Source organism: Aeromonas sp. YN13HZO-058 (genome assembly GCF_001921245.1).
GTDB classification, from domain to species: domain Bacteria; phylum Pseudomonadota; class Gammaproteobacteria; order Enterobacterales; family Aeromonadaceae; genus Aeromonas; species Aeromonas allosaccharophila.
This window is the reverse complement of sequence record NZ_MQSY01000016.1, coordinates 45,382-60,849: the sequence shown is the minus strand read 5'-3', so window position 1 is coordinate 60,849 and position 15,468 is coordinate 45,382. Positions and strand designations below refer to the sequence as shown.

The window sequence follows — 15,468 nt, the reverse complement described above, 5'->3', positions numbered from 1 at the left end:
TCCTCGGTTAAAAACAGGATTCGGTGAGATTGAGTATGGTGCCCGGCGCATCCTCTTCGTCGTGGGTCACCAGGATGGCGGGGATGGCCAGCGCCTTGATCTGCGCGAATACCAGCTCGCGAAAGGCGGCGCGCAGCGGCTTGTCGAGGCGGGAGAAGGGCTCGTCCAGCAGCAGGGCATCGGGTTCGGCCAACAACGCTCGCAGCAGGCTGACCCGCGCCCGCTGACCCCCCGACAGCAGCTGCGGCAGCTTGTCAGCCTGATCCGCCAGCGCGACCTGTGCCAATGCGGCCAGTGCCTTTTCCCGTCGTGCGCGTTTTCCCTTGATGGTCGCCGGCATGCCGAACATCAGGTTCTCCGCCACCGTCAGATGGTCAAACAGCAAGTCATCCTGAAACAGCATGCCGATGCGCCGCGCTTGCGCAGGCAAAGTGTTGAGGAACCGCTCGCCGAGCCTTACCTCCCCCTCCAGCCGGATCGGACCATTTCCTGTCAGCGCGCCCGGCAGTACCCCAGCCAGCCCTGCCAGCAGGGAGCTTTTGCCACAGCCGCTGGGCCCCATCAGGGTCAACACCTCGCCGGGTGCCACCTGCAGGGCGGGCAGCGAAAGCAGCAGATTCTCATCAAGGTAAAGTCGAAGAGGCGTGGTGCTCAGCATATGGCTATTTCCATCATGAGAGTTCATCGTGAGCCGCCCCCCTTGAGCGCCGGATTGATCCGCGCCGGTAGCCAGAGTGCCAGCAGATAGATAACGAGCGGCAGCAGCAGTTGCAGCAGGCCGTAGAGCCCCGCCAGCCGCCGGTTGAGGCCGCTGCCGATGGCCACCGCTTCGGTGGTGATGGTGACCACTCTGCCTGCGCCAAAGAGCAGGGTCGGCAGATACTGGGCGAGACTCACCGCCGCCCCGACGCCGAAGGCAAACAGCAGCGGGCGCGCCAGTAGCGGTGCTTTGACCTGCCACCAGGCTCGCCATGGCGTGGCCCCCAGCAGCAGGGCGCTTTGGGTGATCCGCGGATCGAACTGACGATAGGGGCCGTGCATGCACAAATAGACATAGGGAAAGACAAACAGCAGCTGGCTCCAGAGCACCCAGCCCCAGCCAATGACGCTGCTTATCGAGCCGTGTGCAAGCCAGTCCAGCCCGAGCCGGATACCAAACAGCAGGCTGGCCTGTGGCAGCAGCAGCGGCAAGCAGATAAGCCAGAGCGGCCAGGGGCGGCGCCCGGCTTGTGCCTCCAGACTCAGCACCACCATCACCAGCGCCAGCAAGCCGCTCGCCAGTGCCAACAGCGCGCTGGTTGCCAGCAGCGGCAGCAGGGTTGGCAGCAGATCCAGCCAGTAGTGGCTGCTCCACTGGCTGGGCCAGAGGGCGGGAAAGGGCCAGCGGCGCGCCAGCGACCAGAGCAGCAGGGCCGCCAGCACCGCCAGATTGAGGGTGATCAGGGTGAAGGCAAAGCCTGCTGCGAGCCGGTTGGCAAAGGAGTGGGGCGTCGCCCGTTTGCCATCGAGCCAGCAGCCTTTGCCCACCTCGTTATGAAGCCACTCCAGTAATCTGAGCAGGGCGATCAGCAGCGCCGTGATGGCGAGCAGCAGCAGGGCACCGCTGGCGGTGGCACCGCGCCAGAGCAGATCCGGGTCCTGATACCATAGCCACAACCGTACTGCCAGCGGGGCGGGGGCGTCGGGCCCGAGCAGCTGGGCGAGATCCACTACCGCCACTCCGTAGGCCGCCACCGCATAGATGGGCAGGCGCAGGGCTGGCCAGAGAGCCGGCAGCAGCAGGCGCCACCAGATCTGGGGGGCGCTGAAACCGAGGCTCGCCCCCAGCCACTGCTGGCGTGCCAGCTGGATGGGCTGTTGTGCGGCCATCGCCATCAGCAGCAGAAAAGGGGTCTCCTTGAAAACGAGCAGTGCAATCAGCCCGAGCCCCCAAGGGTCGCGAATGGTTTGCCAGTCGGGGGGCAGTTCAAACCCGGTCAGAGCTGGCGAGATGAGCCGCAGCAGCCAGCCGGAGGGGGCGAGCAGAAAGGCAAAGCCGATGGCAAAGGCGACGTGGGGCATGGCCAGCATGGGCGAGAGCAGGCGACGGAGCAGCCCGAAAGCCCGGCTGTTGCTGTGGGCCAGCAGCAGGGCGGTCAACAGCAGGCTGCCGAGGGTCGAGGCGGCGCCAATCCACAGGCTCAGCGCAGTGGAGTGCCAGAGGCCTGGCTGGGCCAGCAGCAAGGCAAGATGAGAGGCGGTCATTCCCTCCGCCAGCAGTTGCCACAGCCCCGCTAGCAGAGGGATGACGAAGATCGCCAGATAAACGACGCCCATACCCATCCCGCGGTGGCGGATCAGCAACCGGCGCCATGGTCGGGAGCGGGCAAGCGGGTGACCGGCGGCACTCATCAGTGGCCGTAACGCTCGGCCCAAGCCGCTTCCAGTTTGAGCTGCCAGCTGGGGTGAGGCTCGGCCACCGCTTTGAAGCGCAGTGCCGGTTGCCCTTTGGCGGGTTCAGGCAGCGCATCGGCCCGTAGCACGCTGGGATCACCCCAGAACGCCGGATTGGCCTTGCGCGCCTGCGCTGCCGGGCTCAGCAGTAAGTTGGCCACCACCTTGGCCCCCGCACGGGCGTTGGCGTTGAAGGGGATGGCGAGAAAGTGGCTGTTGGTGAGCGACCCCTTTGCCATGGCGACCGCCTCGACGCTGGGGGGGAGGGCACCAATCTGGGCGGCGCTTTGCGCCTCCTGTGGGTTGAAGCTGATGGCCATGGCCAGTTCGCCATCATCGAGCAGTTGGCGGGTTTCGGCGGCGCTGGTGGGGAACAGTTTGCCCTTGCGCCAGAGTGCCGGATGCAGTTCATCGAGCCAGGCCCAGAGCGGGGTGGTGAGCTTGGCAAAGTCGCTCTCGGTTGCCTCCCGATAGAGGGGGGCGGGGTCTGGCGTCAACTCCAGCAGGATCTGCTTGAGAAAGCTGGAGCCATGGAACTGGGGCGGCTTGGGATAGGTAAAGCGGCCGGGATGGGCCTTGGCCCACGCCAGCAGGGCTGCTGCCGAGGTGGGCGCTCTGGTGACCTCTTCGGTATCGACCATCAGGTTGAGCTGGCCGATGCCCCAGGGGGCTTCCAGCCCTTCCACTGGCAGGGTGAAGTCCTCACTCACCGGCAGGCTGTTGTCTACCAGCGCCATGTTGGGCAGCTCGGCGGTAAAGGGGGCGCCAAGCAGCCCCTGCTCCTTGAGCGCCTTGAAGTTTTCGCCGTTGACCCAGAGCAGATCGATGGGGCCGCCGGCTTGCTTGCCCGCCTGCTTGTTGGCCAGCAACTGGCTGACGCTCTGGGCGATGTCATCCACCTTCACCTGCACCAGCTTGACCTGATAGTCGCGCGCCAGCTCCTGCCCGGCCCATACCAGATAGGCGTTGATCTCCGGGCTGCCGCCCCAGGCGTTGAAGTAGACGGTCTGTCCCTTCGCCTCCTCAAGGGTCTGGTGCCAGCCGCCGTCTGGATTGGCCGCCAACAGCGAGCCGCTGGCCAGCAGTGGCAGAGCGCACAGCAGGGCGTTAAGCCGCTGTTTGAGCCAAGAGTTGCGGTGCGAGTTGAGGTGTGAGCCGAGCAGTGAGAATGGCTTGAGCATAAAAGTTTCCCTGATTGTCAGGCGCCACGGCGCCAGCGGTGATAACGGGCCAGCAACGCCAGCACCCGGGTGGGCTGGTGGACCCGTTTCCATTCACCTGCCACATATTTGTTCCCCTCCATCAGGGTGGGATAGGCATGAATGGTGCCGAGGATCTTGCCAAGGCCGAGGTGGTGACGCATGGCGAGCACGAACTCGGCAATCCGCTCACCGGCGTGAGTGCCCACTATGGTGGCGCCAAGGATAGTATCCTTGCCCGGCACGGTCAGCACCTCGACAAAACCGTGGCGCTCCCCATCGGCAATGGCGCGATCCAGCTCGGCCAGCTCGAAGCGGGTCGCCTCGAAGGCAATCCCCTGCGCTTCGGCCTCCTTGCGATTGAGGCCAACCCGGGCAATCTCCGGCGTGGTGTAGGTGGCCGCCGGAATGACCCGATAGTCGGCCCGAAAGCGCTTGAACTGACCAAACAGGGCATTGACCGCCGCATACCAGGCCTGATGGGCGGCGAAGTGGGTGAACTGGTAAGGGCCCGCTACGTCTCCCACCGCCAGTATGCTGGGGAAGTTGGTGGCAAGAAAGCCATCGACCGCTATGGTGCCGCGGGGGGCCAGCTCGACCCCCAACTCCTCGAGCCCGAAGCCGCTGACGTTGGCGACCCGACCCAGTGCCAGCAGCAGTTGATCCCCTTCCACCACCTGTATTTCTTCGCCCCGGCGCAGTTGCAGCCGGATGGGGAGATCCCCCCCGGCCGCGGGCAGATAGTCGGCTCGCTCGGCGCGCCAGCCGGTGAGTAGCCGCACGCCATCGCGGCTCATCTGCCCGGCCAGCGCGTCGGCCACTTCCCTATCTTCTCGGGGCAGCAGTTGCTCCGAGAGTTCCACCAACGTAACGGGAATGCCGAGCAGGGCGAAGCTCTGGGCCAGCTCGCAGCCGATGGGGCCGCCGCCCAGCACCAGCAGGCGGCGCGGCGGGGTGCGCAGTTGCCAGAGGCTATCCGAGGTGAGGTAAGGCACCTGATCCAGCCCCGGCAGCTTGGGCACCAACGGCCGGGCGCCGGTGGCGATAACGATATGGCGGCTGGCAAGGCGCTGGCCATTGACTTCGACCTCCCAGGGGGAGACCAGCCGCGCCTCTCCTTCGATGCACTCGACCCCAAGCCCCTGATAGCGTTCGATGGAGTCGTGGGGCTCGACCTCCTTGATCACTTCAGCCACCCGCTCCATCACGGCGGCAAAATCGGCGCGGGAGTGGCTTTGGCTAAAGCCCAGCTCGTCGGCCTTGCGCTGCTCGGCGGCAAAGCGGGCGCTTCGGATCAATGCCTTGGAGGGGACACAGCCGCTGTTGAGGCAATCGCCCCCCATCTTGTGTTTCTCGATGAGCGCCACCTTGGCCTTCACTGCCGCTGCGATATAGCTGGTGACCAGCCCACCGGCACCGGCACCTATCACCAGCAGGTTGTAGTCATAGCGAGCGGGTTTGCGGTAGGGGGCGAGCAGACGCCGCTGTGCGATCTTGGCGGTCACTTTCTTGACCAGCCAGGGCATCAGCCCCAGCAGGGTCAGCGCCACCATCAGACCGGGGGAGAGGATATTGCCGGTGCTGGTTAACTGGCCAAGCTCGCTGCCCGCCAGCACATAGACGAAGGTGCCGGGCAGCATGCCAAGCTGACTCACCCAGTAGTAGGTGCTGACTCTGATGGGGGTGAGCCCCATCAGCAGATTGACCAGAAAGAAGGGGAAGACGGGGATGAGGCGCAGGCTTAACAGATAGAAAGCCCCCTCCTTCGCCATGCCGGACTGAAAGGTGGTCAGCTTGTCACCAAAGCGGGCTATGACCCAGTCGCGCAGCAGAAAGCGGGCACTGAGAAAGGCCAACGTCGCGCCGATGGAGCTGGCAAAGGAGACCAGCAGCAGCCCCCAGGCGACGCCGAACACAGCGCTGCCCCCCAGGGTGAGCAGGCTGGCGCCGGGCAGGGAGAGGGCGGTGCTCAGCACATAGATAAGCACGAACAGCAGGCTGGCCGAGACAAAATGGCTGTCGACCCATTGCGCCAGTGCCGCCTGCTGGGCCTGCAAGGCGTCCAGACTGAGGTAACGACCGAGATCGAGGGCAAAGAAGGTGCCGATAAGGCCCCCCATCACCAGCGCAAGTAGCAGGCGGGTCCGGTTCATCAGGCGTCCTTGCTGTCTGGCTGGGCAGGGCGTTCCGGTTGCACCGGCAGCTGGCAGAAGCCCTGCGGCGCGATATCGAGGGCGGCGTTGAACTTGGCCGACATGTTCTGGAAGGCGATAAGACCGGTCAGCTCCACCATGGCATCGTCATCGAACCAGAGCTTGAGGCGGGCCGCCTGTTCATCGCTCACCCCATCCAGCCCGGTCATCGCTTCGGTGTAGTCGAGCACCGCTTTCTCCCGCTCGTCAAACAAGGGGCTTTCGCGCCAGTTGGCCAGCGCCTCCACCTTCTCGCTGGAGCCCGCTCGCTTGATCAGGGTCATGGCGTTGATGTCGACACAGAAGCGGCACCAGTTGAGCTGGGAGACCCGCACCGTCACCAGAGAACGCAACACGGGATCGATGGGGGAGCGCTTACGGTTGATGACGCCGTAGAGGGTGGCGACGGCGGCAAACAGGCGCGGCGAGCGGCCCCAGCACTTGCCCGGAATAAGTACCTGACCATAGTTGCGCTTTTGCAGCCAGAAAAAGGGGCGGATAAACCAGGCATATTCCCGGTCGGGTTTGACCTCAACGCGCATCAGTTACCTTCTTGTTGTTTCACACTTACGGTTTCAAATTGGGTTTGTAGGCCTGGCCGAGGCGCTCGTTCAGGCGGATCAGGAAATCCTCGATCCGCGCCCGGTTGGTACCCAAGTCGCTCTGCCCCTGACGGGAGGCCGATCGCATATCGATGCGAGTCTCTTTGGGGCCGGCAAAGACCCGCAGCGCCACATCATCCTGAAAGCCGAACCAGCCGGTGGTGACCACTGCATCCAGACCATCGGGGCTTGGTCGTATCTGCCAGCCCAGCTCCTGCATCAGCTCGCTGGCTTCAATCACCACTTCGGCAGGAGAGACCCTGGTAAAGAGAGGACCGGGTTTTGTCTCAACTGCTTTCAGCGGGGCGCTATTTATTGGCAGATCCTGCGCCGTTCTGAGCTCTGCCGCCCAGCGCAACAGGGGGGGATTGTAGGGATCGGTGCTCACATCATTGATCAGCGGCATCCGCAGCGCCTGTGCCACAAATGTCAGGGGCAGCAGTAGCGGCAAGGCGCCGAGGCCGCTGGCGTAGCGGTTACGGCTCCAGGGCAGGCGCACCAGCAAGATAAGGGAGACAAGGGCTCCGATGAGACAGATCGCAAAACCGATCCACCAGGGCCAGAGATGAAAGCGGCTGCCGAGGGCGCCAGCGAGCGGGAGTAACCAGGCCAGCAGGGGCCACAAGCAAGAGCGGGGCATAGCACGGGATCCATCGTCGAATGTGGATAATGCCGAGAAGGATAAACTTAATTGCCTGATAACGTTAGTAAATTGATGCGAGTTTGGCGTTGTTTTAGCCAATTTTTCGAGTGGGATGCAGGGGGCGGTGAAGCCCGCCTGATGGGCGCTTCACCGAGAAAATGGTCAGTTGCGATGGGGCTGCTCGCTTTAATTGCGATAGAGCACTTTGATCAGATGGAAGCCGAACTTGGTGCGCACCGGTCCCAGCACCTTGAGCAGTTCGCCCTTGAAGACGGCATCGTCAAAGGGCTTGACCATATCCCCTTTGTTGAACTCCCCCAGATCGCCGCTGCGTTTTGCAGAGGCGCAGGTGGAGAAGCGTTTGGCCATCTGGCCGAAGTCGGCTCCCTTCTCGATCTTCTCCTTGATCTCCAGACACTGTTTTTCGGTCTTGACCAGAATGTGCTGGGCACAGGCTTTTTTCATCGGGGCGCTCCTGGGAGTGATGGCGAAGGTTGTTAATGCCAAGTGTGGTGGCAAATGGGGGCGCAAGAGTACCCCAATTTGCCACCGGCGTCAGCCCTCACAGCCCGCCGTTTACCGGCGCTGGTCAGCCCTATTGTTGGCGAGCGCGGGTGGCCAGCACGGCGCGGGGGCGAGCTTGCCAGATGATCTCCAGCCCGAGCAGGGCGTAGAGGCTCCAGATGGCCAGCGGATTGAGCCACTCGCCCCCCAGTTGCAGGGTCATCAGGGCGCAACCTGCCAGCAGCAAGGTGATCCCCGGCAGTCGCCAGTGGGCGGGCAGCGGGGCCAGCATTGCCATCGCCAGCAGAATACCGAGGCCAAACGGCAGGTTCAGGGCGGTAAAGGCCAGCGCCTGTTGGCCACTCATGCCGGTCAGTAGGGCCAGCAGGGCGCTGCAACAGGCGAGAAAGGTGATGAACTCGAGACGATCGGCAATATAGTCAGCCATCTGTTCGCTACGTGCATGCATGATGTGTCTCCTTCAGTTGATGGTTCAAGTGTGAGGGAGGGGCGCTTGCAAAGGCAGCGGGATAATTCGATTGCGCTGAGCGAGCAATTCTTAATCACCCCGTACGGCGGGCTTTGGCGCGTGCCGGGCCTGTTAAACGGTGAGGGTAGTGTGATGCCGACAAACCCTGTCGTGGTGGATGGTTGGTTGTAAGGGGAGGGGGAGAGGTGACAAATGGTGCCTGATGACGGGGTGAGCCATGTTCAGGGCGGGTCAGTTCGCCCCCATCGGGAAAGCGGAGCGTCGTAATTGTCACCAAAATGTGTGATTTGTGGTCAACCTCTTAAAAGATATGGCGAATTTGCCAATGGCGCCGCGCTGTCGCTGGCCGATGCCTATGTTAGGATAAGGTTCGCCATTTTTCTGGCGCGCCTTTTTGTGTCACGGCCATGCACCCCATGGCGTGCTGCGCCGCTTTCGGGTTTGGCCCGAAAGGGCGTTGGTTTCCTTCACCACAGATTCAGGAATATTGACCTTTGACAGGATGCATTTCATCCCTGCTGGCAGGGCGTTCACTGTCCGGCCCTGCGTTTCGCCGCGGCCTGTTGGTACTGGTGGTAGGCTTGTTGCTGTCGCTGGTGGCCTCGCCGGTGTTTGCCGCCAAGCTCACCTATCAGATCAAGGGGTTGAAAGGGGACAATAAGGATAACGTCGAAGCCTACCTCAATGCCCTGCCGATCTATCAGGAGCGGCAATACCGCCCGGCCCGCGCCAGGATCACCGAGAGCGTGCAAAAAGCGCTGCAAGTTTATGGCTACTACCAGCCGAAAATCACCCTGAGTCGCGACAAGAAGAGCCCGTCCAAAGTGGTGATTGAGGTGGACAAAGGGGAGCCGGTCATCGTCTCTCGCCTCGATATTCTGCTGGAGGGGGATGCGGGCAGCGACGAGCTCTACAGCGCCCTGCTGGACAAGTTACCGCTGAAAGAGGGGGAGCCTCTCAATCACGCCAAATATGAATCGATCAAGGCGGATCTCGGCAGCCTCGGGCTGGCCCGCGGTTACTTTGATGCCAAGCTGAGCAAGAGTCAGGTCAAGGTGTTCCCGGACAAGGGGACGGCGGAGATCTTCATCCTGTTCGAATCGGGCCATCGCTACCGGTTCGGCGAGATCCGCTACGATGCCACCCCCGAAGCGCTCCACCTTATTCGCCCGCTTATCAACATCCAGAGCGGTGACCCCTATCTCGCCATCCGGTTGGCTGAGATGTCGCAGGATGTCTCCTCCACCAAGCTGTTCCGTCAGGTCGATATCAAGCCGGTATTGAGCGAGGCGAGCAACTATCGGGTGCCCATTGCGGTGACACTGGATAACCGGGTCGATCACGAAATCGAGACCGGTATCGGTTACGCCACCGACGTGGGGCCAAGATTGAGTGCCACCTGGGAGAAACCCTGGGTCAACCGCTACGGCCACCGTCTGTTTGCCACCGCCAAGGTGTCGGCGCCAGAGTCTGAACTCAGTTTCGACTACCAGATCCCGGTGGGCAACCCGCTGCGAGACTACTACTCGGTACAGGCCGGTTACCAGTACAAGGACAACAACGATACCCGCTCCGATCTCACCACTGTCGGTGTACACCGCTGGACGCGGCGACCGGAGAGCTGGGATCGGGACGTCTTTATCCGGCTGGAGAACGAGATCTATACCCAGGGCGCCGACGAGGGGAACAGCTTGCTGCTGATCCCGGGGGTCTCCTGGTCCCGGTTGCGGATGCGCGGCGGATTGGTGCCGGACTGGGGCGATCGCCAACAGCTGACGCTGGAGTTCTCCGACCCCAGATGGGGCTCCGACATCAGCTTTATGCGGGTGTGGGGGCGCAGCAAGTGGCTGCGTACCCTCGGGGATAACCACAGATTCCTGATGCGGGCCGAGCAGGGGGCCATCATAGGTGACAGCTTCTCGCTGGTACCTCCATCCTTGCGTTTCTTTACCGGTGGCGATCAGACGGTGCGCGGCTTTGATTACGAGACCATCTCCCCGACCGGGCCGGATGGCAAGCTGACCGGTGGCCGCTACACCAGCGTGGCGAGTCTGGAATACAACTACCGCTTCAGCGAGAAGTGGCTGGGGGCCATGTTTGTGGATGGCGGCACCTCCACCATCGATTACAGCGAACCCTGGAAGATCGGTACTGGTGTGGGTGTGCGCTGGGTCACCCCCATCGGTCAGGTCAGGCTGGATCTGGCGGTCGGGGTATCGGAGGAGGATAAGCCCTTGCGGCTGCATTTCGCATTGGGGCCTGAATTATGATGTTGTCTAAACGCTTTTTTCTTTGGCCGCTGCGGCTGTATCTTGCGCGGGGGTCTGCATTGTGATCTGGCTAAAACGCATTTTTCTCTGGCTGATGGGGCTGGTGTTCCTGCTGCTGATCGGCGTCAGCCTGCTGGGCTTTACCCATCAGGGCAACAAGTGGTTGTGGCAACAGGCCAAGGGGGCGCTGCCCTCCCTCAAAGGGGAGCTGGTGGCCGGTCAGCTTGGCTACGGCTGGACCCTGGAAGGGGCGGGCTGGCAGGATGAGCTGGTGGATGTCACGGTCGATCGCGCCGTGCTCGACTGGGATCTCGGCAAGTTGTTGCAGGGCAAGCTCTGGATAAAATCCCTGGCGGTGACCCATCCGGTGGTCAAGGTAGCTGACTCCGAGCCGACACCGGAAGAGCCTTCCGAACCCTTTGTCTGGCACCCGTTGCCGCTCAAGATTCAGATCGACAGCCTCAAGGTCGCGGATCTCGATCTGGTGGTGCCCGGCGTGGCCGTGACCCTGGGGTCGCTCGATATCGGCGCCACCCTCAATCGCAAGGGGCTGATTGTGCGCGGCCCGGTGCTCGATAACCTGAAAGTGACGCTGGATGACGCGGCGCCTGCCAGCCCAGCCAAATCCGCCAAGCAGCCGGCCTCTCACGAGAAACAAGCCGAGTCTGCGGTTGCGCGCACCGACAAGGCCAGCGCCGAGACTGCCAAACAGGGCAAAGGGGCGTCAGCTGCGAACATGGCAAAGGCAGCCCCGATTGTCCTGCCCGCTATTCATCTACCTTTCCCCATCCAGCTGGAAGGGGTCAGCGTGACCCAGGTGCAATATAAGCAGGGCGAGCTGATCGAAGGGCTCGACAAGCTGCAGCTCTCTGCCACTGCCGTCGATGATCGCATCGAGGTGCGCGAGCTTTCGCTGCGCCACGTCATGGCCGATCTGGCGCTCAAGGGCAACATCCAGCTCAGTGATGACTACCCACTGGCGGTGATGCTGGATGCCAAGGCTCGCAAAGGGCTGCTGGATGGCGAGCTGCAAGGGCAGCAGGCCAAGCTGGCGCTGAGCGGTTCGGTTGGCAAGCTGGAGTTGGCATTGTCGGCCAAGGGGCCGGTTGCCGCCAATCTCAAGGGCTCGCTGGCCGCGCTCGACCCGGATCTGCCTTTCGATCTGGTCCTCGACTGGAAGAACCTCGGCTGGCCTCTTCACAAGCCTGCCAAAGATGAGCCGAGCTATCGGCTGGACAAGGGGAGCTTGACTGCCAAGGGCAAGCTCTCCGGCTACCAGTTTGCCCTCAATACCTCCGGCAAGGGGACCGATGTGCCCCCCTTCAAGCTTGCGCTGGATGGCAAGGGTGATCTGGAGCGGCTCAGCAAGATCGCCTTGCAGCTCAACGCCCTCAAGGGGGAGCTGAAACTCGATGGCAAGCTGGCCTGGAACAAGGGGATTGAGTGGCAGGGGACCACCCTGTTCAAGGGGATCAATCCGGCCGAGCTGGTGCCTGAGCTGAAAGGGACGCTGGCCGGTGAGCTGGAGAGCCGTTTCGTGATGAACGAAGCGGGCCACTGGGAGCTGAAACTGCCCAAGCTCAAGGTGGATGGCAAACTCAACCAGTACCCGTTGGCCCTCAAGGGGGAGCTCAGCGGCAACGACAAGATGGAGTGGCAGATCCCGGCGCTCTCGCTGCAAAGTGGCCCCAACCAGTTGCAGGCCAAGGGCAGTATCAGCACTGCCCAGTGGAAGCTCGATGCCAACCTGCAGGCTCCCCAGCTGGGGGGCATCTATCCCGGCCTGAAAGGGGATATCAAGGGACAGGTGAAGGTCAGTGGCAATCAGCAGACGCCAAAAATCGATGCGGATCTCGCCTCCGACCGGCTCTACTATGCCGGCACCGACCTGAAGGGGATTAGCCTCAAGGGCAACGCGGCGATCGGCGCCAAACCGGCCGGTGAGCTCGCGTTGTTGGTGGCGCAGCTGAAACAGGGCGAAACCAAGCTCAGCCAGCTGGCCCTGAACCTCAGCGGCGATATCAGTCAGCATCTGTTGACCCTGACCATGAAGGGTGACCCTGTTGCGGCCAACCTCAAACTGGGTGGTGGCGTGCGGGGGGATCACTGGCGCGGGGCGCTCTCCGAGTTGCAGCTGAAAACCCCGCTGCGCCGATGGGACTTGAGCTCCCCCTGGGCGCTGGATCTCGATCTGCCGCGTCAGCGGCTGGCGATGGGGGATCTCTGTCTCGGCTCCCAGGGAGCCAGCCTCTGCGTCAAGGGGAGTCAGGTTTCCGCTGCCCAGGGCACCCTGGAGTTTGCCCTGAGCGAGTTTGATCTCAAGCGGCTGCGCCCCTGGTTACCGGACAACTTCCGCTGGCAGGCGATGCTCTCGGCCGACGGCCGCGCCAGCTGGCGTGGCAATCAGCCGACCCTGCATGCGGTGGTGCGCACCACGCCGGGCACCTTTGTCGCCGATGGCCTCAAGACCGACTATCAGCAGCTGGCTCTGGCCCTGGATTTCGAGCGGCAGCAGGCGGCAATCCGCCTCGATTTTGCCTCCAAACAGATCGGCAATATCGATACCGATCTGCTGATCAAGGAGCCTGCCGGTCGCGGTCTGCTCGGCGGTCAGCTCAAGTTTGACGATCTCAAGCTCAATACTTTCGCGCCGCTCATTCCTGAGGTGCGCTCCCTGCAAGGGATCATCTCCGCCGATGCCCGCTTCGACGGCACCCTGGCGGCGCCCCTGCTGTTTGGTCAGCTCAACCTGCGTGACGGTGAAGTGCAGACCCACTCCGACATGGTGACCCTGACCAAGCTGGTGACCCGCCTCAAGATCGAGGGCAACCGCGCCGAGCTCGATGGCTCCATGCTGGTGGGCAAGGGGCCGCTGGCGTTGGGCGGCTGGCTCAGCTGGGCCAAGATGCCGGTCAGCGGCAGCCTCACCATTCAGGGCAAGGATCTGGAGGCGCAATATCCAGGCATGGGCCGGGTCAGAGTCTCGCCCGATATCGCGGTGTCGCTGGGGGAGGAGACCCGCATTACCGGTCAGGTGGATATTCCCTGGGCGCGCATTCTGGTCAAGAGCCTGCCGGATTCGGCAGTGGCGGTCTCCGACGATGTGACCGTGGTCTATGACGATCTGCCCCCGGCTCCCAAGCAGGCCAGCCTGCCGCTGGCGATGAAGGTGGCGATCCGCCTTGGCAACGATGTGAAGCTCGATGCCATGGGGCTGAAGACCGATGTCTCCGGTGGTCTCAATATCCGTCAGGAGCCCGAGAAGCCGCTGGCAGGCAATGGCCAGCTGGTGCTGACCAACGGTCGCTTCAAGGCCTATGGTCAGAACCTCATTATCAAGGAGGGGCGGATCCTCTTCTCCGGTCCGCTGGATCGGCCGTTCCTCAACATCGAAGCCAACCGGGATCCCGATACCATCGAGGGTCAGGTGACGGTCGGGGTACGGGTGACCGGCCCTGCCAGCAAGCCGGAGATCACTGTCTACTCCGAGCCGCAGATGGCGCAGTCGGAACAGCTCTCCTATCTGCTGCGCGGCAAAGGGTTGCAGACCGGCGGTGAGGATGGCGGCTTCAACGGCCTGCTGGTAGCCGGTGCGGTGAGTCAGGCCAACGGCGTGGTGTCGAGCATCGGCGAGTCGCTGGGGATGAGCGATGTCTCCCTCGATACCGCGGGCAGTGGTGACAACACCCAGGTGACTCTGTCGGCCTATCTGCTGCCGGGCTTGCAGTTCCAGTACGGGGTCGGGGTCTTCAGCCCCATCGCCGAATTCAAGCTGCGCTACGAGGTATTGCCACGGCTCTACCTGCAGGCGATGAGCGGGGTGGCCCAGGCGGTCGATATCTTCTATCGCTTCACCCTGTAACGCTTTGCCCCGTAACAGGGCAGAGATGAGAGTAAACGGGAGGCGCAGGCCTCCCGTTTTTTATTGCGCGATCGGCAGCCGGCAAACGGCGATAAAGGGCAGCAGTGCAGAGGAACAACGGATTGGGCTGGTCAGAAATGCGAAAACCCGGCACTAGGCCGGGTTTTCTTAATGATGGTGGAGGGAGAAGGATTCGAACCTTCGAAGGCAGAGCCGTCAGATTTACAGTCTGATCCCTTTGGCCGCTCGGGAACCCCTCCACGGGGTATTGCTTTTAATTTGTCGCACTTGAAATGGTGGAGGGAGAAGGATTCGAACCTTCGAAGGCAGAGCCGTCAGATTTACAGTCTGATCCCTTTGGCCGCTCGGGAACCCCTCCACGGGGTATTGCTTTTAATTTGTCGCACTTGAAATGGTGGAGGGAGAAGGATTCGAACCTTCGAAGGCAGAGCCGTCAGATTTACAGTCTGATCCCTTTGGCCGCTCGGGAACCCCTCCACGGGGTATTGCTTTTAATTTGTCGCACTTGAAATGGTGGAGGGAGAAGGATTCGAACCTTCGAAGGCAGAGCCGTCAGATTTACAGTCTGATCCCTTTGGCCGCTCGGGAACCCCTCCACAAGTGCGAGGCGCATACTAACAGATCTTCTGGTTTTGTGAACCCCCAAGCAGGATTTTTCCATTAAAAGAATTGGATTTGTGGCCGATAACCAGTGAAATCGCCATTTTCGAGAGTTATCTCATGCTGCCCAGTTCAATCCGTAATCACCTGCTCGTCGATGAGGGCCAGTTGGGGCAGCGCCTCAACCGTGACCTGCAGCATGGCGATCGGGCGGATTTCCGGTTGCATCTGGCCCTGCTCACCGACGCGGTGGAGGAGCAGCCCTGGTTTGATGCCAAACCGGCGGCCAGTCCCCAGAGCCGTGACTGGCGTCTGCACTTTGACCTGAGACCGGCAGAGGTGCTGGTGGCTGAAGGGGCGGGGAGTGACTGCAGTGCCATCAATGAGCGGTTGCAACAGGGGGGAAGCATGGTGGATGTGCGGCTCTGGCTGGCGCTGCAAACACCGCCGCTGGCGGTCAAGCAACCGCTGCTGGATGAGGCGGTCTACGACAACCTGTCGCCGTTGGCGCGGGAGCGGTTGCAAGGAAAGCTGGCCGATATGCCACGCCAGGAGGATCCGCTGGTACTGTTGCCGATCCTCAACCGTTTGCAACAGGGGGTGGATACCCGGTTGCACTGGCTCAGTTGATGGCGCCTGTTCACTGGCGTAA

At 62.3% G+C, this 15,468-nt stretch carries 11 protein-coding genes and 4 tRNA genes; 3 read left to right on the top strand and 12 right to left on the bottom strand.

What is annotated here, in order from left to right; genetic code table 11:
- Nucleotides 1-7 precede the first annotated feature (7 nt).
- The 8 genes from BSP75_RS02550 to BSP75_RS02515 all read right to left on the bottom strand — a co-directional run bounded on the left by BSP75_RS02550 (nt 8) and on the right by BSP75_RS02515 (nt 8,042).
- Nucleotides 8-658, bottom strand: a complete 651-nt coding sequence (locus tag BSP75_RS02550) for an ATP-binding cassette domain-containing protein (protein WP_075112107.1) — start codon at nt 656-658, stop codon at nt 8-10.
- Nucleotides 659-681: 23 nt separating this feature from the next.
- Nucleotides 682-2,316: an ABC transporter permease gene (locus tag BSP75_RS02545; protein ID WP_075112123.1), complete on the bottom strand. Its 1,635-nt coding sequence runs from the start codon at nt 2,314-2,316 to the stop codon at nt 682-684.
- Nucleotides 2,317-2,390: 74 nt separating this feature from the next.
- The gene (locus tag BSP75_RS02540) at nt 2,391-3,614 is read right to left on the bottom strand and encodes an ABC transporter substrate-binding protein (RefSeq protein ID WP_253186602.1); all 1,224 of its coding nucleotides are present in this window, start codon (nt 3,612-3,614) and stop codon (nt 2,391-2,393) included.
- Between the two features lie 17 nt (nt 3,615-3,631).
- Entirely contained in the window at nt 3,632-5,785 is a 2,154-nt protein-coding gene (locus BSP75_RS02535) for a bifunctional TVP38/TMEM64 family protein/FAD-dependent oxidoreductase (protein WP_075112106.1), read from the bottom strand.
- Nucleotides 5,785-6,366 (bottom strand): carboxymuconolactone decarboxylase family protein, encoded by a 582-nt coding sequence (locus BSP75_RS02530; RefSeq protein WP_075112105.1) that lies wholly within the window; start codon nt 6,364-6,366, stop codon nt 5,785-5,787. The genes BSP75_RS02535 and BSP75_RS02530 overlap by 1 nt, the downstream gene beginning before the upstream one ends.
- A 25-nt stretch (nt 6,367-6,391) precedes the next feature.
- Entirely contained in the window at nt 6,392-7,066 is a 675-nt protein-coding gene (locus BSP75_RS02525; protein WP_075112104.1) for a DUF1499 domain-containing protein, read from the bottom strand.
- Nucleotides 7,067-7,255: 189 nt separating this feature from the next.
- The gene (locus tag BSP75_RS02520) at nt 7,256-7,534 is read right to left on the bottom strand and encodes a peptidylprolyl isomerase (RefSeq protein WP_005334269.1); all 279 of its coding nucleotides are present in this window, start codon (nt 7,532-7,534) and stop codon (nt 7,256-7,258) included.
- A gap of 130 nt (nt 7,535-7,664) precedes the next feature.
- Nucleotides 7,665-8,042, bottom strand: coding sequence for a hypothetical protein (locus tag BSP75_RS02515; RefSeq protein WP_042057467.1), 378 nt, complete (start codon nt 8,040-8,042; stop codon nt 7,665-7,667).
- Between the two features lie 515 nt (nt 8,043-8,557).
- Between BSP75_RS02515 and BSP75_RS02510 the strand changes: the two genes are divergently transcribed.
- Both BSP75_RS02510 and BSP75_RS02505 read left to right on the top strand, forming a co-directional pair.
- The gene (locus BSP75_RS02510; protein WP_075112103.1) at nt 8,558-10,333 is read left to right on the top strand and encodes an autotransporter assembly complex family protein; all 1,776 of its coding nucleotides are present in this window, start codon (nt 8,558-8,560) and stop codon (nt 10,331-10,333) included.
- Between the two features lie 61 nt (nt 10,334-10,394).
- Complete coding sequence (locus BSP75_RS02505) at nt 10,395-14,195, top strand: translocation/assembly module TamB domain-containing protein (protein WP_075112102.1); 3,801 nt, start codon at nt 10,395-10,397, stop codon at nt 14,193-14,195.
- A 175-nt stretch (nt 14,196-14,370) separates the two neighbouring features.
- On the opposite strand, the gene BSP75_RS02500 is transcribed toward BSP75_RS02505, so the two are convergent.
- The 4 genes from BSP75_RS02500 to BSP75_RS02485 form a co-directional block, all read right to left on the bottom strand.
- Nucleotides 14,371-14,455: transfer RNA gene (locus BSP75_RS02500), tRNA-Tyr, on the bottom strand.
- 34 nt (nt 14,456-14,489) lie between these two features.
- Nucleotides 14,490-14,574: transfer RNA gene (locus tag BSP75_RS02495), tRNA-Tyr, on the bottom strand.
- Between the two features lie 34 nt (nt 14,575-14,608).
- A tRNA-Tyr gene (locus tag BSP75_RS02490) sits at nt 14,609-14,693 on the bottom strand.
- 34 nt (nt 14,694-14,727) lie between these two features.
- A tRNA-Tyr gene (locus tag BSP75_RS02485) sits at nt 14,728-14,812 on the bottom strand.
- Nucleotides 14,813-14,936: 124 nt separating this feature from the next.
- Between BSP75_RS02485 and BSP75_RS02480 the strand changes: the two genes are divergently transcribed.
- Nucleotides 14,937-15,446, top strand: a complete 510-nt coding sequence (locus BSP75_RS02480; RefSeq protein ID WP_075112121.1) for a VC2046/SO_2500 family protein — start codon at nt 14,937-14,939, stop codon at nt 15,444-15,446.
- Nucleotides 15,447-15,468 lie beyond the last annotated feature (22 nt).

Coding starts and splice junctions, on each gene's coding strand:
- BSP75_RS02540 (WP_253186602.1), bottom strand. CDS start 3,614: ATGCTCAAGCCATTCTCACTGCTCGGCTCACACCTCAACTCGCACCGC.
- BSP75_RS02530 (WP_075112105.1), bottom strand. CDS start 6,366: ATGCGCGTTGAGGTCAAACCCGACCGGGAATATGCCTGGTTTATCCGC.
- BSP75_RS02550 (WP_075112107.1), bottom strand. CDS start 658: ATGCTGAGCACCACGCCTCTTCGACTTTACCTTGATGAGAATCTGCTG.
- BSP75_RS02480 (WP_075112121.1), top strand. CDS start 14,937: ATGCTGCCCAGTTCAATCCGTAATCACCTGCTCGTCGATGAGGGCCAG.
- BSP75_RS02545 (WP_075112123.1), bottom strand. CDS start 2,316: ATGGGCGTCGTTTATCTGGCGATCTTCGTCATCCCTCTGCTAGCGGGG.
- BSP75_RS02535 (WP_075112106.1), bottom strand. CDS start 5,785: ATGAACCGGACCCGCCTGCTACTTGCGCTGGTGATGGGGGGCCTTATC.
- BSP75_RS02515 (WP_042057467.1), bottom strand. CDS start 8,042: ATGCATGCACGTAGCGAACAGATGGCTGACTATATTGCCGATCGTCTC.
- BSP75_RS02520 (WP_005334269.1), bottom strand. CDS start 7,534: ATGAAAAAAGCCTGTGCCCAGCACATTCTGGTCAAGACCGAAAAACAG.
- BSP75_RS02525 (WP_075112104.1), bottom strand. CDS start 7,066: ATGCCCCGCTCTTGCTTGTGGCCCCTGCTGGCCTGGTTACTCCCGCTC.